The sequence below is a fragment of the Acinetobacter sp. UBA6720 genome (genome assembly GCF_002454215.1).
Lineage (GTDB): Bacteria > Pseudomonadota > Gammaproteobacteria > Pseudomonadales > Moraxellaceae > Acinetobacter.
Map to the genome: position 1 here is coordinate 1 of NZ_DKIK01000131.1, position 26,743 is coordinate 26,743.

Below are 26,743 nucleotides of genomic sequence, written 5' to 3' on the forward strand. Positions count from 1 at the left end.
GACGCCTATAGCACGTTCAAGTTTTTCCATCTCACGAGCTCTTTCTAAAGCTTCACGTTTAGTAAGCTTAGCGAAAGTACCATCTTGAGATTGAGTTTGAAGGTCTTTAAGACGGTTGATAGATTGGCGAAGTGTTTTCCAGTTCGTCAACATACCACCTAACCAACGGTGATCAACATAAGGTTGACCAGCACGTTGTGCTTGTTCACGGATGATGTTAGAAGCAGCACGTTTAGTACCAACAAACAATACTTTATTCTTTTTGCTAGCAAGGTTGTTAACAAAGTTCAAAGCATCATTTAACGCAGGAACAGTGTGCTCAAGGTTGATGATGTGAATTTTGTTACGCGCACCAAAGATGTATTGACGCATCTTTGGATTCCAGAAACGTGTTTGGTGACCGAAGTGTGCGCCTGCTTGAAGAAGGTCGCGCATGCTTACGTTGTAATCTGCCATTTTCTTTACCTTAAAGTTTGGGTTAGGCCTCCATATATCCGCATCCTCCACCCCAAAGGGCACCCAGAGAAATGTGTCGATATATGTGCGGATTTTTAAAGCCCATTCATCACTTTGACATAAATATATTCACGAAAAAGCATTTGATAAAATGGGCGGCTATTTATACCATAGTCACACACAAATTTCCAAAAGTTTTTAGAGATCATGAACAGTACTTACGAAGCACCCCGTCGACTCATCAAAAGCGCTGAAGACATCGAAAAGATGCGTGTCGCTGGACGACTGGCGGCTGAAGTCTTGGATATGATCAAGCCACATATTAAACCAGGTGTAACTACACTTGAGTTAGATACGATTTGTCACGATTATATTGTCAATAAACAAGACGCTATTCCAGCATGTTTAGGTTACGGCGCAGCGCCGGGTCGCCCTGCGTTCCAACATGTGATTTGTACTTCAGTAAACCATGTGGTCTGTCACGGCATTCCGTCAGATGCAAAAGTGTTGAAAAAAGGCGATATTTTAAATATTGATGTGACGGTTATTAAAGATGGTTTCCACGGCGATACCAACATGATGTACATCGTGGGTGGTGAAACCTCTATTCTTGCGAATCGGTTATGTAAAGTAGCACAAGAAGCGATGTACCGTGGAATAGCGACAGTGAAGCCAGGTTCGACCATTGGGGATATTGGTCATGCCATTCAACAATATGTCGAATCAGAGCGTTTTGGCGTGGTGCGTGAATACTGTGGTCACGGTATTGGGACTGTGTTCCATGACGAACCTCAAGTCTTACACTATGGTCAACCCAACTCAGGCATGATTTTAGAAGAAGGCATGACCTTTACCATTGAACCTATGGTCAATGGTGGTGACTGGAAAACCAAACTATTGGGCGATAAATGGACAGTCGTCACCAAAGATCATAGTTTGTCAGCACAATACGAGCATACCATTTTAGTGACTAAAACAGGCGCTGAAATCTTAACAGCGCGTCCTGAAGAAGATTTATCTCGTTTTCAAGCTTAAATGCTGTCATTGGCATGAAATACAATGCCGACTGTCAAAAAGACCACCACATGGTGGTCTTTTTTATGGCGGGTTAAACATTTTACTTTACATTTATTTCTTAATTTACAGCTAACTAGTTGCTGTAACACCTGAATATCCATGTTCAAACAGGATCAGTTTTCTGTAACAAAGCGTGCAACTAAGTAACACGATCACACAAATCTCATTTTGACATTCACAAATGTCAAAAACACATATCCTTTAAAAACAACAGCTTTATTCTAATTGCAAGCTTAATAATACGCTCTATAAAAACGAATAGCTCATTGGACATGGAGTCCCAAAATGAAAAAAACATTGCTTTGCGTAGCAACGTCTATTGCTACCTTACCTATACTCACGCATGCAGATTCACCTTATTTTAGTCTACAAGATGGTGATGGATTTAAACGTTTCTCTGTATCTGTCGGTGCTTTACATGTTATGCCACAAGGTAAAGCCCAACCCTTCCGTGTCAATACAGCCGTTAAAGAAGGTGAGACAGCAACAGTCGGAGATGTCCAATCCCAAACGGTAAAAGACAATTTAAAAGAGGGCTTTACCCCCTCACCAGTCTTACAAGTCGCTCTGAATACTTTAGATACCATTCCAAGTGCCTTGAGTGGCACAGCCGAAATTCACGGCCTAGAAAGTTGGGATAATCCGGGTACTGGTTTAGAAGCTGATGATGTTACAACGCTTGGCATCATGACCAACTACTTCTTTACCGATAATATTTCTTTTGAAATGAAAGCTGGGATTCCACCTAAAGTTGACTTACAAGGTAAAGGGAAAATTTATGCACCTTTTTCTGCGATAGCGAAACCCTTAGGCGGAGTGTTTGGAAACCTAGAACTTGAAAATGATATTTTCATTACTGACTTAGAAGCAAATGGTCCAGCAGCATCAGCACGTGCATGGACACCTGCTTTCGAGTTCCAATATCACTTTGGTAAAACGGGGGTAAATAAATTCCGCCCCTATGTTGGTGTTGGGTTGATGTACGCTTACTTTAATGAGTTGGAAATTAACCCGCAAACAGAGAAAGATCTCATTGCAGCAGGTCATATGATTGCCAATATTAAAGAAGGTAATGCAGGCGCATCACTTGAGGGTAAAACCAGTTCAGCGGACCCTAAAGTGGAGTTGGAAGCAACCGATGCTTTTGCTCCCATTGCAACCGTTGGTTTCACTTATGACTTTAATGATAAATGGTTTGCAGTGGGTTCTGTATCTTATGCCCATCTTAAAAATGAAACGACTATTACAGTAAAAGATGCCACGCATGGCGAGTTGATTAAATCAAAAGCAGATATCGAAATTAACCCGATTCTTGCCTATGCAGGACTAGGTTATCGCTTCTAAGCTTACATATTTGAACCTCAAATGCTCCATGAGGATTATGATGAATCATGGAGTGTTATGAAGATGCACATCATCAAATCATTTTAGAATATGCATTTTTATGATGCATTTTTATTGACCATTTTTTCATACGAATTATTTTTGATCATTAAATCACATCCACAAACTGTGATTAAGACACTCCCTTCCCCCAACGAAAATGTTTAAACATCCCACTAAAAACGCGTTCTATCGCCAATAAAGCCGATTTTTTTCATTTATTTTATGTGTTGGCATACTGTTTGCTTTTTAGACAACATGAGAAATCAACGTAGATTCCTCAACTATATAGACGGCCAAAGATGTCCGTTCTGATCGGTTTGCAAATTATCTTTTATTTGCAATCACTTTTACGTTCAGTTCAGGGGATGGCTTATGTCTTCAACAATTAATCGCGAAGCAAAAAAAGCAACACAAATAAAACTCTTTAGTTTCTCCACGCCAGCAATGCGCGCTTTCCATATGACTTGGCTCGCATTCTTTGTTTGTTTCTTCGCATGGTTTGCCTGTGCACCGCTGATGCCTGTGATTAAAGGCGAATTTAATTTAACCAAAGACCAAATCGCGAATATTAATATTGCTGCGGTTGCCATTACCATTCTAATCCGTCTTATTGTTGGTCCATTATGTGATAAATATGGCCCTAGAAAAACGTATACAGCACTTCTAATATTAGGCAGCATTCCTGTGTTTGGTGTTGCTTCTGCCAATACCTATGAATCATTTTTATTCTTCCGCTTGCTGATTGGTGCAATTGGAGCAAGTTTTGTTATTACCCAGTACCATACTAGTGTGATGTTTGCACCCAACGTAGTAGGTACTGCAAATGCTGCAGCTGCTGGCTGGGGCAATGCGGGTGGAGGCGCAACTCAAGCATTAATGCCACTTATTCTGGGTGCAATCCTAATGTTTGGTGTTGAACAAGCAATGGGCTGGCGTATTGCTCTCCTTGTACCAGGGATTATGATGGTGATCGTTGGGATGCTGTATTGGAAATTTACTCAAGACTGTCCACAAGGGAACTTTAAAGAACTTCGCGCTCAAGGAATCGAAGTGGGTAGCGGTAAAAAAGGTGGAACAGCAATTTTACTTCAAGCTGCTCGTAACTACCGTGTATGGATCCTATTTGTATCGTATGGAGCATGTTTCGGTATTGAAATTTTCATCCACAATATTGCAGCAATGTACTATACCGATCACTTTAACATGGGCTTAAAAGAAGCAGGCTTAGCTGCTGGTATCTTTGGTTTACTTGCATTATTTGCACGCGCTTTAGGTGGTATCGTATCTGACAAAGTTGCTATCTCTAAAGGTCTAGATGGTCGCACTAAAGTACTATTCTTATTGGTTTTACTTGAAGGCTTATTCTTAATCGTATTCTCACAGATGAATACAGCAATGCTTGCCATTATTAGCATGACTGTTTTCGCCCTGTTTACCCACATGGCATGTGGTGCAACCTACGCTTTGGTTCCTTTCATTGATCGCGATGCTCTAGGTGGTGTAGCAGGCATTATTGGTGCTGGTGGTAACGTGGGTGCTGTTGCTGCAGGCTTCTTACTTAAAGGTGTATTAGATGTTCAGACTTGCCTGTTTATTTTAGGTGGTTTGGTCACTGTCGCTGCATTTAGCGTAATTCTAATTCGCTTCTCAGTTGAACATAAAGCAAAAGAAAAACAATTATTTGAACAAGCTATCTTAGAACGCAATAGCCTCGCCTCTTAAACTTTCATGCCTTTTCTAGGGTGATGGTGAAGACACACCATTACCCTAACTTTCTAAACTTATCTTTAAAAAAAATCAGGGGAATTTCTATGAAATTACGTACTCTCTCTGCGCTTTCACTTGCCTGCATTTCAGCAACGACATCCTATGCAGCCGATAACTTTTTATCACAAACCAAGTTTTCACTAGACACGCGCTTACGCTATGAAATGGTAGATCAATATAATAAACTTGATAACGCAGAAGCTTTTACTCTCCGCATTCGTCCTGCACTACAAACAGGCAGTTGGCATGGATTAAGCGGCTTTGTGCAAGGTGAAGGAACGCTTGAACTTAATGATCATTTTAACAGTACACGTAATGCTGAAACAGGTTATAGCAGTGTACCTGACCCTGAAAACCTACAATTAAATCAGCTTTATTTAAAGTACGTTTATAGTCCTAAGACCGATTTAACAGTTGGTCGTCAAGTAATTAATCTAGATAATCAACGTTTTGTGGGTTCTGTTGCATGGCGTCAAAACGACCAAACTTTCGATGCAGTCAGTTTAAATATTAAGCCAACACAACAGTTGGGCTTGTATTATGCATACATAGATCAGGTCAATACCATTTTTGGAAGTGAAGAGCCAAAGCCCAAATATGTAGTCGCTCAAGATGGCGAACAAGACAGTGAAATTCACTTAATTCAAGCTAAATTTAATTACAATCCACTATTGAATGCTACAGCTTATGGTTATTTCATGGATTTTGAAAACCTACCAGCGTGGTCAAATCAAACCTATGGTCTACGTTTAATAGGCAAAAATAAAAATTTACGTTATGTGGCTGAATATGCCAAACAATCTGAATATGCTGACCAACCAACATCTTATGATGCAGACTATTATACCTTCGAACTTGGCTATAACGTAGGTGCAGCTAAACCATTAGGTGAAATTGCAATTGGCTACGAAGTCCTCGGAAGTGATGACGGAAAAATTGGCTTTCAAACCCCTTTAGCAACGAAACATAAATTTAATGGTTGGACAGATGTTTTTCTCAATACACCTGCAAATGGTCTAACTGATTTGTACCTCAGCTCAAACCTTAATATTTTAAAGCAAGGCAAGCTAGGTACGGAATATCACCATTATCGTAGCGATGAAAAAAATATGGATTATGGACAAGAGTTTGCTGTGTCATTTACCCACCCTCTTCCACTCAAAGGTTTGTCCGCACTCGGCAAATTTTCAAGCTATCAAGCTGAAGACTATGGCGTAAATACCGATAAATTCTGGTTACAACTCGATTATAAATACTAATTTCATCTGAATATCGAGTTCTCATTCAATTTAATCCTTTGCCTACTTTTGTTTAGCCCAAAGTAGGCAAAGTCTCTGTTTAAACATGCACTACATATCTCATTTTCCTTTCGATGCACCACAGTTCTGTCTGGCTCAGTTTACAAATGAGATATGTAAGCATCTTTTCCCTTTGGAAGCAGGCTAATTGATACATTCAGGTCTGGGCAACTTCTGCCTAATGACCCAAATTTTTTATAACACTTTTCAAATAATTCATTCAAATATCGAATTACTTCGATATATTACGTACAATAGCGACTATTCTTATCTTCATTGCGCATCTAACGTATGTCTCAGAGTCAATTTTCCAAACCTTTGATTTATATGCTCATTGGCAGTGCCATGATTTTGGCACTTTCACTCGGTGTTCGGCATGGTTTTGGACTCTACCTTGTTCCTATGAGCAATGAATTTGGTTGGGGACATAATGTTTTTAGTTTGGCTATTGCCATGCAAAACCTGATTTGGGGCGCTGCACAACCCTTTACAGGGGCCTTAGCTGATAAGTACGGGTCTAAAATTGTCGTAGCTATTGGTGGTGTTCTGTATACCATCGGATTACTCCTGATGGCGATCAGCTCCACAGGTTGGCTACTCAACCTAAGTGTCGGCCTTATTTTAGGTTTAGCATTATCTGCCACCTCTTTTTCGGTACTCTTGTCTGCGGTGGGGCGTGCTGCACCACCTGAAAAACGTAGCCTTGCTATGGGGGTTGCCAGTGCAGCAGGTTCGTTTGGTCAGTTCATTATGCTGCCCTCCACTCTGCTTCTACTACAAAACTATGGCTGGTCGGCGGCATTGGTCGTGAGTGCCATTTTGATCGCATTTATTGTGCCCTTAGCCTGGATGCTCAAAGCCCCTGCTTTTGTTGTAGCCAATGCACCAACCAACCAAGTTCAACTCAGCTTTAAAGATATCCTCATCATTGCTAAAAACCATAAACCGTTTTGGTTTTTAGCACTCGGTTTTTTAGTATGTGGTTTCCAAGTTGTGTTTATTGGTATCCATTTACCTAGGTATTTGATTGATCATGGTTTTAATGCCACCACAGGAACAGTGTTCTTGGCATTGGTCGGTTTATTCAATATTGTCGGCACATATACCGCAGGTTGGCTAGGCGGTAAATATTCCAAACCGAAGTTACTCATGGGTTTATATGGGCTCCGTGGCATTGCGATTATTGCCTTCTTGTTGCTACCGCTGAGCACACTCACCATCTATAGCTTTGGCGTCGTGATGGGTTTATTATGGTTATCTACCGTACCTTTAACTAACGGTATTGTGGCCAATATGTTTGGCATTAAGTACCTGAGCATGTTGAGTGGTATTGTGTTCTTTACCCATCAAGTCGGTTCATTTTTCGGTGGCTGGCTAGGTGGTGTGAATCATGACGTTACAGGTAATTATGACTTGATTTGGTTGTTCTCTATCGCCCTGAGTGTATTGGGTGTACTGGTACATTTCTTTGTCGATGAAAAGGCGGTTGTCCATGACTAATTCATTTTTATGGCTGAAGTGTAGTATTGGTCTTTCAATGGTTGCACTATTCGGCTTATCCATTGCTCTTTGGCTAAATACGCCAGACCTGTTTGAGTATTTTAATCAGGCATTTTGCGCACATTAAATCTGCACATTTTGAACTACATATTTCGTTTTAAATAAAAAGTAAAATAATCATTGCTTTAGCATTTTTCTCATAAGCTTAGAATTTCTTTTAATTTTAAGCTTGTACATATATTGACTACATTTTCTCTAGACCCCATATCTAGAGAAAATAATCAACATGACCATATTAACCCAACTTTCACAAGCAATTCATGATGCCCCACGTTGGCATCAACCTGAACAATTTCAAAACCCAGAAGAAATACACATTATCCCACTTGCGAAAGAAGCCTTAGGCGCGGTGGTTTTGGGTTTAGATGCCCGTAAAGCCCAAGCTGGAGAAACCATCTATCGCTTAAAACAAGCTTTGGCTGAACACCTGATTTTAATTTTTAAAAACCAAACTCTGGATGATCTACAATATTTAGCCTTTGCCAGTTATTTTGGCTCTATTTTTCGCCCAAGTGCAGACAATCCGGTACTCGCCAGCCAGTCCGACACAGGCGTCCCACCCGATGTGGTTCCTGTCTCTAATGCAGTTGGGCAAGGCGACTACACAGGTCACGGCGAACTCACACCACATGCCGATCATCAATGGACGCCTCTTCCCTCTTTTGGCTCTCTGCTCTATGCTCTTGAGCTTCCTCAAGATGGCGGACAAACATCGTGGTTCAATACCATCAAAGCCTATGATGCACTATCGAATGATGTCAAAAAGCAGATCGACCAACTACAGTTGATTACCTATAACCCATTCGTCCGTGCGCAGAGCAATACAGGCAATTCGGGTTATGCAGACTCACCTTATTATCGTTTTAAAGATCAACCGATTTTAGGGCATGCCTATCCACATCCTTTAGTCCGCACACATCCAGAATCTGGGCGAAAAGCACTTTGGTTAAATACGCGTTCGGAAGTTGAATTGGTCAATGTCGATGATACGACAGGCAGTGAATTGATTGCTGAACTTCGTGCGCACATATTGAAACCAGAGTTTCGTTATGAGCATCATTGGGAAACAGGTGATATTGTTTTTTGGGATAATCAAGTGACTTTGCACTCACGCCGCCCCTTTCCCGTCGATCAACGTCGCTTACTGAAACGGATTAGTCTTGCTGGTGGACGTCCGTACTAGGCAATACCTAAAATGAATCATTCATTGGCATGACACTAAAATGTCACGATTCTTTTAGATAATGTGTGAAAAAACCAATAAAAAAAGCCCATCAAACGATGTACGGCTGATCAGTAAATGCATTTACTGTTGGGCTATTCTCAACGGAGTCTTACTGTTCTAAATCAATTTTTGGGAGTTCGTTCTGTTCTTTTGTTTAGCCAAATGAGAAGCGAAGCTTCGCAAGGAAAACATTTGTCATCCGCAAAACCTGTTCACTTGCGTCGTTTGAACAACTTTTGTTAAAAAAAACAGCCCAAGCTAAAAGTTAGACAGGTTGCGGATGACGCTTCCGCGTATCTGATAAAGTCTAAAAGAAAATGCCAGTCAGTTTCTGAACTGACTGGCATTACAACTTTTAAGTTGGCTTTTATGGCTCTATAGCTTAAGCATTGCGTTTCGCAAAGTCATCCATAAAGTTCACAAGTGCTTGAACGCCTTCTAATGGAACCGCGTTATAAATACTTGCGCGCATCCCACCAACTGAGCGGTGACCTGCAAGATTCAACAAATGGTTTTCTTCAGCTTCTTTAAGGAATAACTTCTCTAGATCAGGATTTGCCAAAGTAAATGGTACGTTCATAATCGAACGGTTTTGCACAGCAATTGGATTTGCATAGAAATCGCTTGAGTCAATATAACCATACAGCAGATTTGCTTTTGCAAGGTTCACTTTATGAATTGCTTCGACACCACCTTGTTCAAGCAACCACTCAAAAACCAAACCAGATAAATACCATGCATAAGTTGATGGTGTATTTACCATTGAATCATTCTTCGCTTGTGAAGAATATTTCAAAATACTTGGAATTTCAGGTTTAGCTTGATCTAGCAGATCTTCACGAACAATCACTAAGGTTAAACCCGCAGGGCCAATGTTCTTCTGCGCACCTGCATAAATCATCCCAAATTGAGTAACATCAACTGGTGCAGACAAAATACTTGAAGAGAAATCTGAAACCAGTGGAGCATTAGCTTTTGGAACACTCGCAAACTGAAGACCGCCAATGGTTTCATTGTCTACATAGTGCACATAAGCCGCATCTTGGGACAAATTCCAAGTGCTTGCGTCTGCAATCGCTAGTTTTCCATCAATCTGCGTGCCCGCTTCAACGACATTGATATCACCATAGCGCTGCGCTTCTTTTAACGCTTTTTCAGACCAAATTCCCGTATGAATATAATCCGCTTTGCTGTTTTTACCCAACAAGTTTAAAGGAATCGCAGAAAACTGAAGTGATGCTCCCCCTTGAAGGAACAATACCTTGTAATTTTCTGGAATGTTCATGAGTTTGCGTAAGTCTGCCTCTGCTTTTTCCGCAACTGCAACATAGTCTTTACTACGGTGACTCATTTCCATGATGGAAAGACCCTTGCCTTGCCAATCAAGAATTTCAGCTTGAGCTTTTTCTAAAACGGCAGTAGGTAATGCAGCAGGACCAGCACAGAAGTTGTACGCGCGCATGATTTTTCCTTTCAAAGTGAAACACAATAAAATGATGGCATTTAACCACAGATAGACGGGGCTTGCAGTAAATTCAACGGAAAAATTTCAATGTTGTCTCACCTTTACAGTCAAAAATTCAATCAAGATCAACACTCCAATTTTAACGAACCATAAGCCACATCCCCTACAGAAAGGTATCAGCCATTTATCTACGCCAAGGCAAATGCATTTATTTTGTGTAAAAATATCGCTAATCTATTGATATACATTTGCAAATTAAACAATTCAATAACTGAGTCAACATTCAGCATAACTAGATTATGCGTATAATGTGCAAAACATAGAAAAGAGTCGTGTCCATGCCACAAAGACTATCCAACATGCTTAACACACCGACCAACAAATTCTCATTGCGTATATCACTGCCATCAATCTTATCATTCAGCATGTTAGCTTTTAGTTTTGGCACTAACTCTACTGCTTTTGCAGCATCCATCAGCTACCAGCAAGCTGAACAAAATGTGTTACAAGATTCTTATAGCACACAAGCCACTCAAGCCTTGCAGCAAGCGTCAAAACTTGAAGCTGAAGCAGTAAAAGGCTTGGGGTTGCCTCGTGTCGATCTGAACGTACGTGCTTATGCCTTTCATAATGAGCTTGATATACCGCTTGGAGCACTCAAAAATAATTTAGAACAAACACTGTCTGATGGTGTAGCCACACAAATTGATCAATGGCAAAATTCAAACCCTAATTTAGGCGATTTAAGCGGTCTACAACAAGGTATTGATCAGACCATCCATCAAGGCGTAGGACTGATTCCAGACAGTTCACAGGTCACTTTAGAAGATCAAGTCATTCGCCCGAGCATTTCAGCAATGATGCCACTTTATACAGGTGGACTAACCTCAAGTGCAAAACAAGTCGCCAACATTAAAGCAAAACGTAGCGAACTCAATACAAAACAACAGCAAGACCTACAACGCTTTGAATTGATTCAAGCCTATTTCAATGTTCAACTGCAACAGCAACTATTGAGCTCTAGTCAATATAATTTGCTGTCCATGCAAAAACATTACAACAATGCACTCAAGCTTGAACAACAAGGTTTTATCAGTAAAGGGCAACGCATGCAGTTTGAAGTGGCAAAAAACAATGCCCAGCGGAGTGAACAAGCGAGCCAATCCAATTTAAAAGCCAGTTTATTTCAACTGAATAATCTCCTACAAAGCAGCCAAATTACAGAATTAACCACACCATTGTTCATTAACAGTACACAAAATCAAGATTTGAATGCACTACTCAAATCGTATACAGATCACTCTGCTTTAGTACAGAAAATGCAAATGGATACGCAACTGGCTCAAGCCAATGTTAAGGTACAAAATGCCGCAAAAAAACCGCATATTTTTGCCTTCGGTGAATATAGTTTAGATGATAAAAACAACTGGATTATTGGTTTAGCCGCACAGTACAATCTGTTCTCAGGCATTGATAAAAATAAAAATGTCCAAGCAGCAGAGTTACAACGCTATGCTTCTGAATTGATGACAGCACGAACCAAGCAAGAAATTGAAAATGTAATTTATAAATCGTATAGCGAAGCCACCACAGCGCAGCAAAGTGATCAGCTATTGCAGCAAAATATAAAAGCAGCGCAAGAAAATTTACGTATACAAGAACTGTCCTTTAAAGAAGATATGGGTACCGCCACTCAGGTGATTGATGCACAAAACATGCTGAGTGCTCTAAAAGCAGAAACTGCACTCAATGCCTATAAATATGTCATGTCACTGGCAACATTATTACAGAGCCACGGTTCGATTGATCAATTTCAAACCTATCTTCTACAACCCAATACACGATTTATTCGTTAATTCTTTGATGAGAGCCATTTAATGAATCAAGATCAAAATCAGCCCGATCCACAAAAATCTGAAACAGTAGAAGATCAAATAGCGCCCTCACAAGATGAGTTAACAACAGAGCAACGAGAAGACCAAGCCCAGACTAAAATAAATCAGGATAATTCATCATCAGATACGACCGACACAAATCAAAAGTCAAAAAGAATTAAAGTCCTCGGCACAGTAGCACTCATCCTAGTTTTGGGCGTAATTGCTTTTGGTCTTTGGAAAGCCTATCAACAACCTAAAACTGTTGATATTCAAGGCCGTGTTGAAGCTGAAACGCTTCATATAAGCACCAAAGTACCAAGCCGAATCGAAGAAATTTATGTGCATGATGGACAAAAAGTCACTAAAAACCAAGAACTCGTTCGACTGTACAGCCCAGAAGTTGATGCAAAAAAACAACAAGCTCTTGCCAGTTTACAAGCCGCTTTAGCACTACAATCCACCGCTGACCGTGGTTCTCAGGAAGAAAATATTGCCAGTTTGTATGCCAACTGGCAAGCGCTCAAAGCACAGCAAAACTTAGCGCAAACCACCTATCAACGTGGGGCTAACTTATACCAACAAGGTGTTATTTCACGCCAACGTCGTGATGAAATGCATGCTGCGGCTCAGTCTGCGACTAAAATGACAGAAGCGGCATATCAACAATATGAACGTGCACAGCGTGGCAGTACACCACAACAGAAAAGCTCAGCCGATGCACAAGTTCAAATTGCAAAAGCAGCAGTTGCAGAAGCGAATGCGCTTGAAGCCGAAACCAAACTACTCTCGCCAATTAATGGCACCGTATCTAAAACTTATGGTAAGCCCTCCGAGCTAGTAGCAATGGGTGTGCCGATTGTGAGTATTATTCAAGATCGCGAGCTTTGGGTGTCACTCAACGTTCGTGAAGACCAATATGCCAACATTTACCAAGCAAAACAAATTCAAGGCTTTATTCCAGCCTTAAACCTAAACGCCAACTTTGATATTAAAAGTATTGATGCCGAAGGTGAATTTGCAACCATTAAAACCACCCGTCAAACAGGGGGCTACGACATTCGCAGTTTTAAACTTCATTTAACCCCTGCCCAAGACATTCCTGACTTAAAAGTCGGCATGAGTGTGCTGTTTAAAGTCAAAGAGAGCAAATAATGCTAATTGGGCTACTGCGGGAACTGAATTATTTACTTAAACATAAGTGGGATTTATGTTTAGTTACGCTTGCCCCACTGTTTATTATCGTGCTGTTTTCCAGCATGTTTGCCCAAGGTAAACCCGAACATTTACCTATTGCAATTATTGACCAAGACCAAAGTGAACTGAGCCAAAATATACAGCGCTACTTGAGACTCAACCATACTTTAGATGTCGCCATCGTCAGTGATCAAAATACCGAAGTCGAAAAGTTACTGAACCAAACCAAAATTTGGGGCTATGTCAGTATCCCCAATGGTGCCGAACAACGTTTTGTGCAAGCTAAAGATGCTGAAATCAGCATTGCCTATAACCAAAGTTACTTTAGTGTGGGTAACACCATTTCATCAGCCATGTTAGTCAGCACAGTTGAAGCCATGGCAGACTATGCTGGTGAAAGTTATTTAGAAAATATCACTCCTTACTTAGATATACCGACACCCCACGTTAAAGTCTCGACCTTATATAACCCAAACTTGAGTTATGAGTTCTATTTAGAACCTTTTATGATTCCTGCGATTTTGCATTTACTGCTCTGTTGCTGTGTCGCATTCTCAGTTGGTCAGGAATTTAAGTTCCAGACAGCACAAAATTGGCTAAACAAACAATCGGCTTTTACAGCTATTCTCTCTAAAAACCTGACCTATGTACTCATTTTTAGTCTTTGGACATGGGCTTGGATGTTTTGGTTAATCGAAATTCGTGGTTGGTTTGTTGCAGGTCAACTTTGGTTGATCATGCTGGCACAGCTTTTATTTTATAGTGCCTATGCCTTAATCAGTAGCAGCATTGTTTTAGCCACCAATAATTTATCTAAAACCTTTGGTTTAATTGCGGTCTATGGAGGCTCATCACTCAGTTTTGCAGGAGTGACCCTCCCCTTAAATAACGCGCCACTGTTTACCAAATTCTGGGCCAATATTATCCCTTATACACCCTATGCCAAACTACAAACCGAACAATGGGTCATTGGTAGCCCAATCAGCTCATCACTGTTGCCTTTATTCATTCTGATCCTTTATGTGGTCTTTTACACTGCGACTTCTGTCCTACTCCTTAAAAAACGGATCAAAGGAGTAGCGTCATGAAGTTGTTTTTGCACTATTACCTCAAGACATTTAAAGACATCATTGCCAATCAGTCGATTCTAACCACTCTCATCCTCTCGGTGATTTTTTATAGTGTTTTCTATCCAACTGCCTACAAAGCACAACAAGCAGAAGCTTTGCCCATTATAATTGTGGATGAAGAGCAAAGTATTGTGACGAATAACATTATTCAACAGGTTTCGCTCAGTCCAAATGTTGAAGTTAAAGCTGTCACAGGCAATTTCCTTGAAGCTGAGAACATGATTAAACAGCAGCAAGCCGATGGCATTTTGCTTTTACCTGAGAATCTTTCCAATAGTCTTCGGCATGGAGAAGTCGGTGGAATTGGACTATATCTCAGTGCAGCAAATTTTTTAAAAACCAAGCAAATTGGATTAGGGCTCGCGACCTCAATTGAAAATGCTGTACGCGAGCATGTGGAAAAATTTGGTAATATCGCGCACTTCTCACCCGCTATTTCTATTCATCAAACACCGCTGTTTAACACCATGTCGGGCTACGGCAGCTATATTTTTCCAGCGATAGCCCCGTTGATTATTCATCAAACCATCGTGCTTGGTTTAGGCATGTTATTGGCTGGATATCGCGAACAAAAATGGCGACCAACGACAACTGAGTTTTTTGCTATTTTTTCAGCCATTTTGACCATTGGTATGCTCGGTTGTTTATATCTATTCGGTTTTGTTTACTGGATCAATGACTACCCACATGGAGGGAATTTTAGCGGCATGCTACTGGCTGTACCGATTTTTATAGGCTGTATCGTGGCTTTAGGCATGTTGATTTCAACATTTTTCGATATGCCTGAGCGTGCAGGACATGTCATTGTATTTACGTCTATTCCGCTATTTCTACTCTCAGGTACAGCATGGCCACATGCTGCAATGCCAACATGGATACAATATTTAGGTCACATTTTACCTTCCACCAAAGGGATTCAAATGTTTATCCAACTCAACCAAATGGGTGTACCAACTGCTCTTGTTCTCCCCAAACTCCTATACCTATTTGTGTTTGGTCTGGTATGTTCAGGTCTTGCCTATTGGCGTCTAAGACACCGCTAAACACCGATGCCTCAAATACTCTAGTCTCAGTTGTTAATCCGTTGAAGCCCCATAAAGTTTCACGTCAAAACTACGAATTTTTGTACTTCCGCCTGCTTTGTCAAAACCAACATCATACTGAACTAGGTTTTTATTGCTATAAGCATATTCATACGTTACAGCATATAAGCTCGGTTTTGCTGTGGATTTCTCAATGTGTTTCGATACAATTTTTTGAGTCGTAATAGCTTGTTTAGGAATGGTTTTTGCGAACTTACGCATGTCTTTTTCATGAGTTTTAAATTCACGCTGTAACTCTGGCTCAAAATAAGTATAGAGCTGTGGAAAATCACCTCGAGTAAAAGCTTGATAGGCGTCTTGAGCCACTTTTTCCTGTACAGGACTCGGATTTGGAATTGAGTCTAATGCTTTTTGTCCCAATTTATCACAAGCTGTTAAAGCCAATGCACAGCCTAGTATCAATAATTTTAGCTTCATAATCTTTCCCAACAATCGCTGTATTGTTTGTATAAAAAAGGACGCCGAAGCGCCCTTTTCATTTTCATTCACTTATTCTTCATTTGGTGTATTCAAATCACTTGAATTCTCAGGTACTTCTAGATTTATGTCATCAGCCACCGTTTCTTCAACAGTATCTAAGGACTCATCTAAAATTTCCTCTTCATCTTCAACTGCTTCAATCGCCTCAACACCCACCAAGGTTTCATTTTCACCTAAACGAATGAGACGAACACCTTGAGCGTTACGACCAGTCTGCGCAACTTCAGAAGCACGGGTACGTACTAAAGTACCACCATCAGAAATCAGCATCAATTCTTTGGTTTCATCAATCGCTACTGCACCCACAAGCTCGCCATTACGCTCAGAGGTCTTAATGGCGATTACGCCCTTACCACCACGTTTCTTGGTTGGGAAATCATCTACTGGTGTACGTTTACCATAGCCATTGGCAGAAGCACATAAAACTTCTCCAGTTTCAGGCACAACCACTAATGAAACAATACGACTAATAAAGTTTGCATCTGAATCATCTTCTTCCGAATCAGACTCTTCCACTTCATCCGCTTGAGCAGAACCAATGGTCACTCGCATACCACGGACACCTTTAGCAGAACGCCCCATTGCACGAACATCAGTTTCAGCAAAACGGATAGCTTTACCTTCGTTCGAGAACAACATGATTTGTTGCTCGCCATCGGTAATAGCTACACCAATTAAAGTATCTTCTTCATTGAGCTCAATTGCACGTAAACCATTTGAACGAACATTACTAAACTGTTCAAGTTCAACACGTTTTACTGTACCAGATGCCGTTGCCATAAATACAAAGAAATTCTTACGCATTTTCTCTGCTAGATCAGCAAATTCCACCAACGTTTCATTGTCCAAATCCGATGTTGAAAGCTCAACACCTAACTCTTTCAATTGCTTACGCAGTGCATCAGATAGTTCATCCGCATCTTCTGCCAATTCATCAAATGACGCTTTCAGTGCTTCATAGTGCGCTTCAAAAACACTGTTTTCACGTAATGTCGCCACATTGCTACGAACAAAGTTTTTAAAGTCAGCTAAGCGCTCTTTAAATTTCTTCGGTGCATCAATCACAGGAAGAATCGCTGTAATCGTTTCATCTGCATCCAATGGAAGTAAGTTCACCATTGGGCGACCTTTTGAACCACGTGACGCTTGTGGCACCTCAAACACTTTCAGACGGTAAACTTTACCTACATCGGTGAAACACAGCACAGTTGCGTGGTTCGATGTCACAATCAGGTGTTGAATGTAATCATCTTCTTTCATTGATGTCGCAGACTTACCACGACCACCACGACGCTGCGCAGCATAATCTGACAGCGGTTGAGTTTTTGCATAACCTGTTTTAGAAACAGTCAATACGACTTGTTCCTCAGGGATTAAATCTTCACGAGAGAAGTCAATACGTGACTCAACAATTGCGGTACGACGCGCATCGCCATATTGTTGCAAAATTAAAGCTAACTCTTCTTTAATCACGCCCATCAATAAATTAAAGTCATTGAGAATCGCTGTAAGTTCAGCAATCTGACCTAAAATTTCAGTATATTCAGCTTGTAACTTGTCTTGTTCTAAACCAGTTAAACGGTGTAAACGAAGTTCAAGAATCGCACCCACTTGTGCAGGTGACAAACGATAAATCTGACCGTCCAAACCAAAAGGACGACTTGGATCCTCACCTTCAATTTCATCTGGACGTACAGAAACTGAACCTGCTTTTTCAAGCAATGCAATTACATTGCCTGCTGCCCATTCACCTGCTTGCAAACGCTCACGTGCTTCAGATGGATTTGCTGATGTCTTGATGGTTTCGATGATTGCATCAATATTTGCAAGTGCAACAGTCAAACCTTCTAAGATATGACCACGTTCACGTGCTTTGCGTAACTCATACATCGTACGACGTGTCACCACTTCTTGGCGGTGACGAATAAATGCCGCAACAATGTCTTTCAAATTCATTAACTTTGGCTGACCATTATCTAGGCAGACCATGTTAATGCTGAATGAGTTTTCAAGCTGTGTATTTTGGAACAGATTATTCACCACAACTTCAGCGTTTTCACCACGCTTCAAGTCAATGGCAATACGCATACCCTCTTTATCAGATTCGTCACGTAGCTCTGAAATACCTTCAAGTTTTTTCTCTTTTACCAGTTCAGCAATACGCTCAATGGTTTTCGCTTTGTTGACTTGATACGGAATCTCGGTAAACACGATCGTGGTACGACCTGTTTTTGGGTCTTCCTCAAAATGGTATTTACCACGAATGTGCAAACGACCTTTACCCGTACGGTAAGCATCTACAATACCCGCTTTACCGTAAATAATGCCACCTGTAGGAAAATCTGGGCCCGAAATATATTCCATCAACCCTTCGATTGAAATATTTGGGTTTTCAGCATAAGCCAAACAAGCGTTCACCACTTCAGTCATGTTGTGTGGCGCCATATTGGTCGCCATACCCACAGCAATACCTGTCGTCCCATTAATTAATAAATTTGGAATACGCGTCGGCATGACTTGAGGAATACGCTCAGAACCGTCGTAGTTGTCTTCCCAATCCACCGTATCTTTTTCAAGATCGGCCAAGATTTCATGAGTCAACTTCCGCATACGCACTTCGGTATAACGCATCGCAGCTGCGCTATCACCATCGACCGAACCAAAGTTCCCCTGACCATCAACTAATTGATAACGCAAGCTAAAGTCTTGAGCCATACGAACGATGGTTTCATACACAGCAGAATCACCATGCGGGTGATATTTACCGATTACATCACCAACCACACGGGCAGACTTTTTATAAGCTTTGTTGTAGTCATTGCCCAATTCGTGCATTGCATAAAGCACACGACGATGAACAGGCTTTAGACCATCTCGAACATCGGGCAAAGCACGAGAAACAATCACGCTCATTGCATAGTCAAGATACGAGTTCTTGAGTTCATCCTCAATCGCAATCGGTCTGATTTCCGATACGCTCATGCATACTCCTTATTCTACAAACGTAAAGCCGCTTGCATTTATATGTCGTAAAACTTGCAAAATTATTAATTCAAAAGACTGAACTAAAAACTAAAATATAGCCGTAAATTATAGCATAAATACTCTGATTTTTGTGTCGCTTAGTCGTCGTTAATCTCGTTAATTTTCTTTAATTTAGGGGTTATTTTTTACACATGTATAGGATCTCATTTTCACGCTTACCACTATTGTCTTTTGGCATCATATAAAAAGTAAAAAAGCCCTCATTTTTGAGGACTTTAGATCATACATTTTGATAAAGGTATTATTTTAATACTTGCTTATCTTGCTGCATAATATTGAAAGCCATCATAAATAGACCAATAATCAAAGGAAACTCATACAGCTCTTCCATGAGGTCTTTATAAGCAACATAATGTAAAAAGATCCCACCATAAATACGACTATGCTCAATGCCGTCAGAAATAATCAATCCCAACACTGTAAGCAGCATTGCCCAAGCAGGAATAGCCACGCTCTTCATTTTTATCCCAATCTCATGGCGCAATGGTTTAACCAACAACATAAATACGACTGAACCAATCAAAACCACCGAGATGCTACGAAAATATACTTTGGGGACTTCGGGAAAATAGTCTCTACCCCAACTGGTGCTACGCCCAAATAGAAGTAACCACCACAGTACTGCCCAGATCCAAAAATACTTTTTACCCTCAGGAAGACACATTGGTTGCATGTAAAAATAACTAAATACAGCGAATATCAATAAAAGTAGAGCTTGTATATTTTCCACGCCACGTACAACAGCACCATCTAAAAGTGGAAACTGTAGATCAGCCAAAAATGGAAATATTAAACACAACACAGCAAGGATCAGAACAGACCACGATACTCGGGTATCAATCAGCAAAATCACGACTCCCAACTTAACAAAAGAGTTTTTGTATAAGTTAAGCTTAAAAATAGATGGCAAATAATATCACAAATACAAAAATGAGCTAACACACCAATCTTAAAGAATTCTTAATTTTGATCACATTTTACAGAATACAATGGTTTAAAACGACAAACTTAAATGAGGGACATCAGGTCTTTTCACCTGAAAAATACAACTCAATCCATAAAATGACAAATAGAAAATGCCCCTGTGAATACAGTTAAATTTTAGTCTAACTGCCTACACAGGGGCACTTTTTTGAAACGGTTATTCGTGATTAGATTTTAGAAACTAACTCAGGAACAACGGTATTCAAATCACCTACCAACCAGTAATCTGCTACTGCATTGATCGGTGCTTCTTCATCTTTGTTGATCGCAACGATCACTTTAGAATCTTTCATACCTGCCAAGTGCTGAATCGCACCAGAGATACCTACAGCGATATACAGATCAGGTGCAACAATTTTACCTGTTTGACCCACTTGCATGTCGTTTGGAACGAAACCAGCGTCAACCGCAGCGCGTGATGCACCTTGAGCAGCGCCCAATTTGTCAGCCAATGGATCAAGAACAGTATGGTAGTTCTCACCTGAACCCACACCACGACCACCTGAAACCACGATACGCGCAGCAGTTAATTCTGGGCGTTCAGATTTCACGATCTCTTCAGCAACAAACTTAGAGATAGCTGCATCTTTTGCATCACTTACAGCTTCAACCACAGCAGAACCACCTTCAGCAGCGACAGGGTCAAATGCTGTACCACGTACAGTACCAACAATGATTGCTTCATCAGACTGAACTGTTGCAATCGCATTACCTGCGTAGATTGGACGTTTGAACGTGTTTGCAGATTCAACAGCGATGATGTCTGTGATCATGCTTACGTCAAGAAGTGCAGCTACACGTGGAAGAATATTCTTACCTGTTGTAGTTGATGCAGCCAATACGTGTTTGTAACCGCCTTTCGCGATGTCTGCAACCAAAGCAGCAACGTTTTCAGCCAATTGGTNNTAAACTGCATTGTCAGCAAGTAATACTTTGCTTACACCCGCAACTTTTGCAGCAGCATCAGCAACTGCTTGTGCGCCAGAACCTGCAACTAATACAGTGATATCACCACCGATTTTTTGAGCTGCAGCAACAACGTTTAAAGTTGCACCATTTAGTGCTTTGTTGTCGTGCTCAGCGATAACTAAAATACTCATGATTTTATCCTTCTGTATTAGATCACTTTCGCTTCATTTTTTAGTTTTTCTACAAGCTCGTCTACAGACTTCACTTGTACACCAGCTTTACGTTCAGCAGGTGCTTCAACTTTAACTGTTTTCAGTTTAGTTGTTGTCGTAACACCAAAATCAGCAGGCGACTTTGTATCAAGCGGTTTTTTACGCGCTTTCATGATGTTTGGAAGAGCAGCATAGCGTGGCTCATTCAAACGTAAGTCAGTCGTGATGATTGCTGGAAGTGCAAGCTCAACAGTTTGTAAACCACCGTCGATTTCACGCGTTACTTGTACTTTATCGCCTTCAACTTTAACTTCTGAAGCGAATGTACCTTGGCCCGCGCCTAACAGTGCGCCAAGCATTTGACCAACTTGGTTAGAGTCGTCATCAATGGCTTGCTTACCAAGAAGAATCAACTGAGGTTGTTCAGCGTCAACAACGCCTTTCAACACTTTCGCAATTTCTAAAGCACCCAGTTGGCTGTCATCAGCTTCAACCAAGATACCGCGGTCTGCACCAAGCGCCATTGCAGAACGAATCTGTTCTTGCGCTTCTTTAGGACCAATAGAAACAACAACGATTTCTGAAACAGTTCCTTTTTCTTTTAAGCGAACCGCTTCTTCCACTGCGATTTCACAGAATGGGTTAATTGACATTTTAACGTTTGTTAAGTCAACACCACTGTTGTCCGGCTTAACGCGAACTTTAACGTTGGCATCAACCACACGTTTTACAGCAACAAGAGCCTTCATGTAATCCTCGGCTGTTTTAGCAAATGTAAATGTTGAGAAAAGTTAGTTTAACTCTTCACTTAAATTTTTTTAGGTGCCCTATCTTGCAATGTGTACGGCATTTCGGTCAAGTCACAATTCATCAAAGAGCTGTAAAAATGCGTAATTTTAGCTGAACGTCGCGTTCATACTTTTTTATCCGCAGTTTATTTGCACAAAATCATACATATATTAAGGATTGATTTTTATTATGTTTTTATTTGATTTGTATTATTGGCAGATCTGATTTCTTTTCTGCGAATTTGCTTCAACTACGAGTTATTGACTGTCTGTTCACATCTTTATATTGGTGTTGAAATTTGTCATTTAAGATAGAAATGCTTTCGAGTAAATTAAAGTCACACTCTCTGCATTTCCACATCACATCATATAAGCTATTTATGACGCTTTATTGAAAGCGCAATTAAAAAAAAGCATGTCATTCAGACATGCTTTTGATCTCAGCTTAGTTCACAATGAGCCATGTTGCAGCCAAAGCCAACAAACTTCCAGAAGTGCCATCAATCCATTTTTGTTTACGCGCATCTATTTGAGACTTCTGTGTGATTTTTGCAAAAACAAAGCTCAAACTACAGTACACCACAAAAATCATCGCAATAAACAGCAAAGAAAGGATCAGGCCTTGGCTAACTGTATGACCTGACTTATCTATAAATTGCGGTAAAATTGCAAAGTAAATCAACATTCCCTTAGGGTTTAATAGCGCGGTAAAAAAGCCTTTTTTGATTGGATTACGTTCCACTTGACGTTCCAGTTGCAGTTTTTTACTACTAAACACTGACTTTAATAAACCAAAAGCCAAATACAATAAATAGCCAATTCCTAACCAACGAATAGTTTCAAACAAAACAGGAAACGATACAATAATGGCTGCAATACCCAAAGCCACTAAAATGGAATGGAGTAAGTAGCCTGTACATACACCAACTGTTGCCATCATGCCTGCTTTTGCATCTTTGCCCATAACTTGAGACAAAATAAATAACATATCTGGCCCAGGTGTAAAAATCAGCGGTAGCACTGTGAGTGCAAAGAGTACATATACAGACATTTCCTTTCCCCTTTCATGTTTTAGAAAGTGAAAATTAGTATGTGCGAAATATTACAAAATTGGCTTTCAATTTATTCTATAATAAAACGTATTTTTCAAATTATATTCTAAGATATGAAACAATCACCAAAGTCTGTGCGTATAAAACTTGATCGTATTGATAAAAATATCATTCGCTATTTGCAAGACAATGGCCGTATTCAAAATAATGACCTAGCCCGTGAAATTGGCCTTTCACCCTCATCGTGTTTAAGACGTGTCAAACTTTTAGAAGAAGCAGGTGTCATTCAAAACTATACAACTGTGGTCGATCCGCAAAAAATTGGTCTGCAATTAATTCTGTTTTCACGTATTTGGTTGGTGGGACAGGATGCGGAAACCATTGATACTTTTATTGAGGCAATGAAAGAACTCCCTCAAGTTATGGAATGCTACATTATTTTAGGAGAATGCGATGCAATGCTGAAAGTCGTGGTACCTGATTTAGAAAGCTATCGCAAGTTCCAATCGACACATTTAACTAAAAAGAATGGCATTACCAGTGTCAAAACAGACCTGCCTAGCCAAATTATTAAGCAAAGTTTTCAACTCCCGCTTGATGAAATTTGATGACTAGGTCAAAACCTTTTAGCATTGAAACTCAGCGTTTACGCTGAAGATCATGGCATGCAAATGATTTTGATGCGTTTGCAAAGTTAAATGCCGATGCCCAAGTGATAGGTTATTTTCCAAGTCCGCTCACGCAAACATTTCAACAATTCATCAATCAAAATGGTTGGGCTTTTGGGCGGTTGAATTGAAGTACAAGCGAAAGTTTATTGGATTTACAGGTTTAAATATTCAACCTGAACGCTTTGATTTTCACCTTGTATTGAAATCAGTTGACGATTTGATCCAAAGTTTTGGCATCAAGGTTATGCAACTGAAGCGGCACAGGCTTGCTTATTTTTTACTTTTTCTATTTTAAAATTAAATGAAATCGTTGCCTTTACCGCAGTTCAGAACATAGCTTCTGAAGCCATGATGAAACGTCTGGCCATGCAACATCGTGGCTATTTTAATCATCTAAAACTCGATCAAAACAGCCCACTACTTGAGCATACTCTCTATAGCATTAAGCCAACTGACTTTCTAAAAAATCACGATGAATATGACTTAAATCAATCAAATCATATTGTTCAAGATTAAAAATTTTCCAGACTTCAAGAAAGTCCTCTTTCAAATCAATGCTATTTGATGGCTGAGTTGTTGCTTGCCACTGTAAGTCAGAAATCCAAAGATAATATTGTCCAGTTTCTGGATTGAACGCCTGAACTTTACCCGCAGCATTAATCCCTTGAACAAATGCATTTTCAGGCAGTACTGGCTCAATATTGGCTAAACTAATTTCAACAAAGTGTTTAACTTGACGTAGTCCATAACCCGCAAAAATATCTTTTTGCGCTGAACTAAGTTGATCATACTTTGCTTGTATATCTGAAATCATCTACTGACCTATATTCACACTTGTCATTTTCAATATAAGCTTAAAGTCACCATTTTTCTGAACAGGGAACAACAAGCCAATCCTATTTTTAAGTTTATACTCTAATTTTTGCTAAATGATTATTCTACAAAAGTTCATAATAGTGTTTTTTCGAGTTAAGCGCAGTCACCAAATGGGTTTATTTCAATGATTACAAAGCAAAAATAATGCCGAATTTTTTATTAATATTCTGCTTTTTTTGTATCCACTTTATTCTTAGCTCACTTAAATCAACTTTTGGCTGAAAAGATTCAACGAAATATTACCAAACTTTTGTGACTGTATTTTTAAAAAACCAATGCACTAATTTTTAGATTTCTGCTGTGCTCTGGGATGCGTCTGGTCATACACCTGCGCTAGGCGGTCAAAATCAACATGCGTATAAATTTGTGTAGTACTTAAATTACTATGCCCTAACATTTCCTGCACCGCGCGTAAGTCACCACTATTTGACAGCATGTGACTGGCAAAACAGTGCCTGAGTAAGTGCGGATGCAGATCAATATTTACCCCTGCACGCTGTGCTTGAAACTTGACCCGATTTTCAATCTGGCGCATCCCCAAAGGATTGCCCTTTTGTGTAATAAAAACTTGTGCATCAGGAACAAAGTCCCCATTCCACAGTGGATAAATGCTTAGCCATTTCATCACTGCCTCTTTGGCTTTAGAACCAAATGGCACGACTCTAGTTTTATTCCCTTTACCTGTAATACGTAGTAACTGTCGATTGAAATCAATATCTTTAATTCTTAAGCCTTGTACTTCTGCTAGGCGTAATCCACTGGCATAGAGCAACTCAAGCAATGCTTTGTCGCGGTACCACATTTGCTGTTCGACTTCTTTTTCAGGTAAAGCCTGATCCAAAATTTGATTGATGGTTTCAATATCGACCAAGCCCGGTAAAGGACGTGGTTTACGTTTAAGCTGAAAGTCATCGCTAGGATTAAAAGCCAAATATTGCCCTTGCTCAGCCCATTTCATAAATTGACGAATCGCAGACAACATCCGCTGTAAACTGCTAGAACTAAGTTGTTGATGTTCAACTTTTTGTGCCACATATTCACGCAAATCGGTTGCTTCAACATCATTAAGTTGAAGTTTTTTCTGCTCACAGAACAGTAAAAAATCAGACACATCACGCTCATAAGCCTGCAAAGTATGCACAGACTGGTTTTGTATTTCTCGTTGTTTTAACCACATCGCGAGCAGTTGCATGGGCTCAAAGGTCACAAATCGCCTCTATTGTTCAGTCAAATAAAGAATGCTTATATTTTGCATAGTAACACTGTCTAAGCTTTTTAGATGTGTCTTTCATTTTGCATAAAAAAAGCACTGACGAATCAGTGCTTCTTATGTGAGTCTCAATTAGTTTTGGTAATAACTCAGATCAATACGTCCTTCGTAGACATTTGCGGTTGGACCTGTCATCCAAACCACATCACCGTCACGCCATTCGATATGTAACTTACCACCAGCTAGCTCGATCTCAACTGATGAGGCCAGTAAGCCACGGCGCATACCAGAAACTGCTGCGGCGCATGCCCCTGTACCACATGCAAGTGTTTCGCCTACACCACGCTCGAACACACGCAAACGCGCATGTTTTTCATCAATAATCTGCATAAAACCAGCATTGACACGTTGTGGAAAACGCTCATGCGACTCCACCTGAGGACCAATCCTTGCAACATCAGCTCTAATCACATCAGGAACAATAGTGACTGCATGCGGATTACCCATATTAACCACATCAATTGTAAGCTGTTCATCATTTGCCAAAGCAATGTCATACAAAGCTTCAGGCGCATCCGCAATAAATGGAATTTCCTGCGGCAAAAATTTTGGATAGCCCATGTTCACCCGCACCCAGCCATTTTGGCCGAGTTCAGGTTCCACAATTCCTGCTTTGGTTTGTACTTTAATCTTGGTTTTCGTGGTCAATTGACGCTCATGCACAAAGCGGGCAAAACAGCGAACCCCGTTACCACACTGTTCAACTTCAGAACCATCGGCATTAAAAATGCGATATTTGAAGTCAACATTGGGTAAGTCAGGTGGTTCAACAATCAAAAGCTGATCAAACCCGATGCCAAAATGACGGTCAGCCAAACGTTGAATCGTTACCGTATCCAAAAAAGCTCTTTGGCTAATGAGGTCAACCACCATAAAGTCATTGCCTAGACCATGCATTTTGGTAAATTCTAAAAACAT

At 40.3% G+C, this 26,743-nt stretch carries 23 protein-coding genes and 1 pseudogene; 13 read left to right on the forward strand and 11 right to left on the reverse strand.

The genetic code is table 11. The features are described 5' to 3' along the window. A partial coding sequence (gene rpsB / locus B4F08_RS11075) for a 30S ribosomal protein S2 (protein ID WP_291374391.1) occupies positions 1–456 on the reverse strand: 456 nt, incomplete at its 3' end. A 207-nt stretch (positions 457–663) separates the two neighbouring features. Here rpsB and map point away from each other — a divergent pair. The 7 genes from map (at position 664) to B4F08_RS11110 (ending at position 8,727) form a co-directional block, all read left to right on the forward strand. Beyond that, entirely contained in the window at positions 664–1,491 is an 828-nt protein-coding gene (gene map / locus B4F08_RS11080) for a type I methionyl aminopeptidase (RefSeq protein WP_086207972.1), read from the forward strand. Positions 1,492–1,818: 327 nt separating this feature from the next. Next, the gene (locus tag B4F08_RS11085; protein WP_110974517.1) at positions 1,819–2,877 is read left to right on the forward strand and encodes an OmpW/AlkL family protein; all 1,059 of its coding nucleotides are present in this window, start codon (positions 1,819–1,821) and stop codon (positions 2,875–2,877) included. 414 nt (positions 2,878–3,291) lie between these two features. Beyond that, the gene (locus B4F08_RS11090; RefSeq protein ID WP_291374392.1) at positions 3,292–4,641 is read left to right on the forward strand and encodes an MFS transporter; all 1,350 of its coding nucleotides are present in this window, start codon (positions 3,292–3,294) and stop codon (positions 4,639–4,641) included. A gap of 89 nt (positions 4,642–4,730) precedes the next feature. Next, on the forward strand, positions 4,731–5,945 hold the full coding sequence (locus B4F08_RS11095) for an alginate export family protein (protein ID WP_291374393.1): 1,215 nt from the start codon (positions 4,731–4,733) through the stop codon (positions 5,943–5,945). A 330-nt stretch (positions 5,946–6,275) separates the two neighbouring features. Then, the gene (locus B4F08_RS11100; protein WP_291374394.1) at positions 6,276–7,484 is read left to right on the forward strand and encodes an MFS transporter; all 1,209 of its coding nucleotides are present in this window, start codon (positions 6,276–6,278) and stop codon (positions 7,482–7,484) included. Next, positions 7,477–7,611, forward strand: a complete 135-nt coding sequence (locus B4F08_RS11105) for a hypothetical protein (protein ID WP_291374395.1) — start codon at positions 7,477–7,479, stop codon at positions 7,609–7,611. The genes B4F08_RS11100 and B4F08_RS11105 overlap by 8 nt, the downstream gene beginning before the upstream one ends. Positions 7,612–7,770: 159 nt before the next feature. Beyond that, on the forward strand, positions 7,771–8,727 hold the full coding sequence (locus B4F08_RS11110) for a TauD/TfdA dioxygenase family protein (protein ID WP_291374396.1): 957 nt from the start codon (positions 7,771–7,773) through the stop codon (positions 8,725–8,727). Positions 8,728–9,151: 424 nt separating this feature from the next. Here the strand turns inward: B4F08_RS11110 and serC are convergent, their stop codons facing one another. Then, positions 9,152–10,231 (reverse strand): 3-phosphoserine/phosphohydroxythreonine transaminase, encoded by a 1,080-nt coding sequence (serC, locus tag B4F08_RS11115; RefSeq protein ID WP_086207978.1) that lies wholly within the window; start codon positions 10,229–10,231, stop codon positions 9,152–9,154. Between the two features lie 428 nt (positions 10,232–10,659). Between serC and B4F08_RS11120 the strand changes: the two genes are divergently transcribed. From B4F08_RS11120 to B4F08_RS11135, 4 genes are read left to right on the forward strand one after another with little or no spacing between them, the layout of a single operon-like run. Continuing rightward, positions 10,660–12,090: a TolC family protein gene (locus B4F08_RS11120; protein ID WP_228267825.1), complete on the forward strand. Its 1,431-nt coding sequence runs from the start codon at positions 10,660–10,662 to the stop codon at positions 12,088–12,090. A gap of 21 nt (positions 12,091–12,111) precedes the next feature. After that, on the forward strand, positions 12,112–13,263 hold the full coding sequence (locus tag B4F08_RS11125) for an HlyD family secretion protein (protein ID WP_291374397.1): 1,152 nt from the start codon (positions 12,112–12,114) through the stop codon (positions 13,261–13,263). Then, complete coding sequence (locus tag B4F08_RS11130) at positions 13,263–14,393, forward strand: ABC transporter permease (RefSeq protein WP_291374398.1); 1,131 nt, start codon at positions 13,263–13,265, stop codon at positions 14,391–14,393. The genes B4F08_RS11125 and B4F08_RS11130 overlap by 1 nt, the downstream gene beginning before the upstream one ends. Continuing rightward, a complete protein-coding gene (locus B4F08_RS11135; protein WP_291374399.1) occupies positions 14,390–15,478 on the forward strand; it encodes an ABC transporter permease in 1,089 nt (362 codons plus the stop codon). Before B4F08_RS11130 ends, B4F08_RS11135 begins: the two co-directional genes overlap by 4 nt. Positions 15,479–15,511: 33 nt before the next feature. Here the strand turns inward: B4F08_RS11135 and B4F08_RS11140 are convergent, their stop codons facing one another. The 6 genes from B4F08_RS11140 to B4F08_RS11165 form a co-directional block, all read right to left on the reverse strand. Next, the gene (locus B4F08_RS11140; RefSeq protein ID WP_086207983.1) at positions 15,512–15,955 is read right to left on the reverse strand and encodes a DUF3887 domain-containing protein; all 444 of its coding nucleotides are present in this window, start codon (positions 15,953–15,955) and stop codon (positions 15,512–15,514) included. A gap of 72 nt (positions 15,956–16,027) precedes the next feature. Then, positions 16,028–19,000, reverse strand: coding sequence for a DNA gyrase subunit A (gyrA, locus tag B4F08_RS11145; protein WP_291374400.1), 2,973 nt, complete (start codon positions 18,998–19,000; stop codon positions 16,028–16,030). A 304-nt stretch (positions 19,001–19,304) separates the two neighbouring features. Then, positions 19,305–19,910 carry a hypothetical protein gene (locus B4F08_RS11150; protein ID WP_291374401.1) on the reverse strand — a complete coding sequence of 202 codons (606 nt, stop codon included), beginning with the start codon at positions 19,908–19,910 and terminating at the stop codon, positions 19,305–19,307. 304 nt (positions 19,911–20,214) lie between these two features. After that, the gene (locus B4F08_RS11155; protein ID WP_291374402.1) at positions 20,215–21,147 is read right to left on the reverse strand and encodes an FAD-binding protein; all 933 of its coding nucleotides are present in this window, start codon (positions 21,145–21,147) and stop codon (positions 20,215–20,217) included. 17 nt (positions 21,148–21,164) lie between these two features. Further along, positions 21,165–21,917: an electron transfer flavoprotein subunit beta/FixA family protein gene (locus tag B4F08_RS11160; protein WP_291374403.1), complete on the reverse strand. Its 753-nt coding sequence runs from the start codon at positions 21,915–21,917 to the stop codon at positions 21,165–21,167. A 484-nt stretch (positions 21,918–22,401) separates the two neighbouring features. After that, a complete protein-coding gene (locus tag B4F08_RS11165) occupies positions 22,402–23,007 on the reverse strand; it encodes a LysE family translocator (protein WP_086207987.1) in 606 nt (201 codons plus the stop codon). Positions 23,008–23,121: 114 nt separating this feature from the next. Here B4F08_RS11165 and B4F08_RS11170 point away from each other — a divergent pair, with 114 nt between their 5' ends. After that, positions 23,122–23,616 (forward strand): Lrp/AsnC family transcriptional regulator, encoded by a 495-nt coding sequence (locus B4F08_RS11170; protein ID WP_086207988.1) that lies wholly within the window; start codon positions 23,122–23,124, stop codon positions 23,614–23,616. Then, positions 23,616–24,195: pseudogene (locus tag B4F08_RS17280) on the forward strand (GNAT family N-acetyltransferase). Before B4F08_RS11170 ends, B4F08_RS17280 begins: the two are co-directional and overlap by 1 nt. Here the strand turns inward: B4F08_RS17280 and B4F08_RS11180 are convergent. From B4F08_RS11180 to dapF, 3 genes are all read right to left on the reverse strand, one after another. Then, positions 24,122–24,493, reverse strand: a complete 372-nt coding sequence (locus B4F08_RS11180; protein WP_291374404.1) for a hypothetical protein — start codon at positions 24,491–24,493, stop codon at positions 24,122–24,124. The pseudogene B4F08_RS17280 and the gene B4F08_RS11180 sit on opposite strands and share 74 nt — an antisense overlap. Positions 24,494–24,835: 342 nt before the next feature. Beyond that, positions 24,836–25,747: a tyrosine recombinase XerC gene (locus B4F08_RS11185; protein WP_086207990.1), complete on the reverse strand. Its 912-nt coding sequence runs from the start codon at positions 25,745–25,747 to the stop codon at positions 24,836–24,838. Positions 25,748–25,897: 150 nt separating this feature from the next. Continuing rightward, complete coding sequence (gene dapF / locus B4F08_RS11190; protein ID WP_291374405.1) at positions 25,898–26,743, reverse strand: diaminopimelate epimerase; 846 nt, start codon at positions 26,741–26,743, stop codon at positions 25,898–25,900.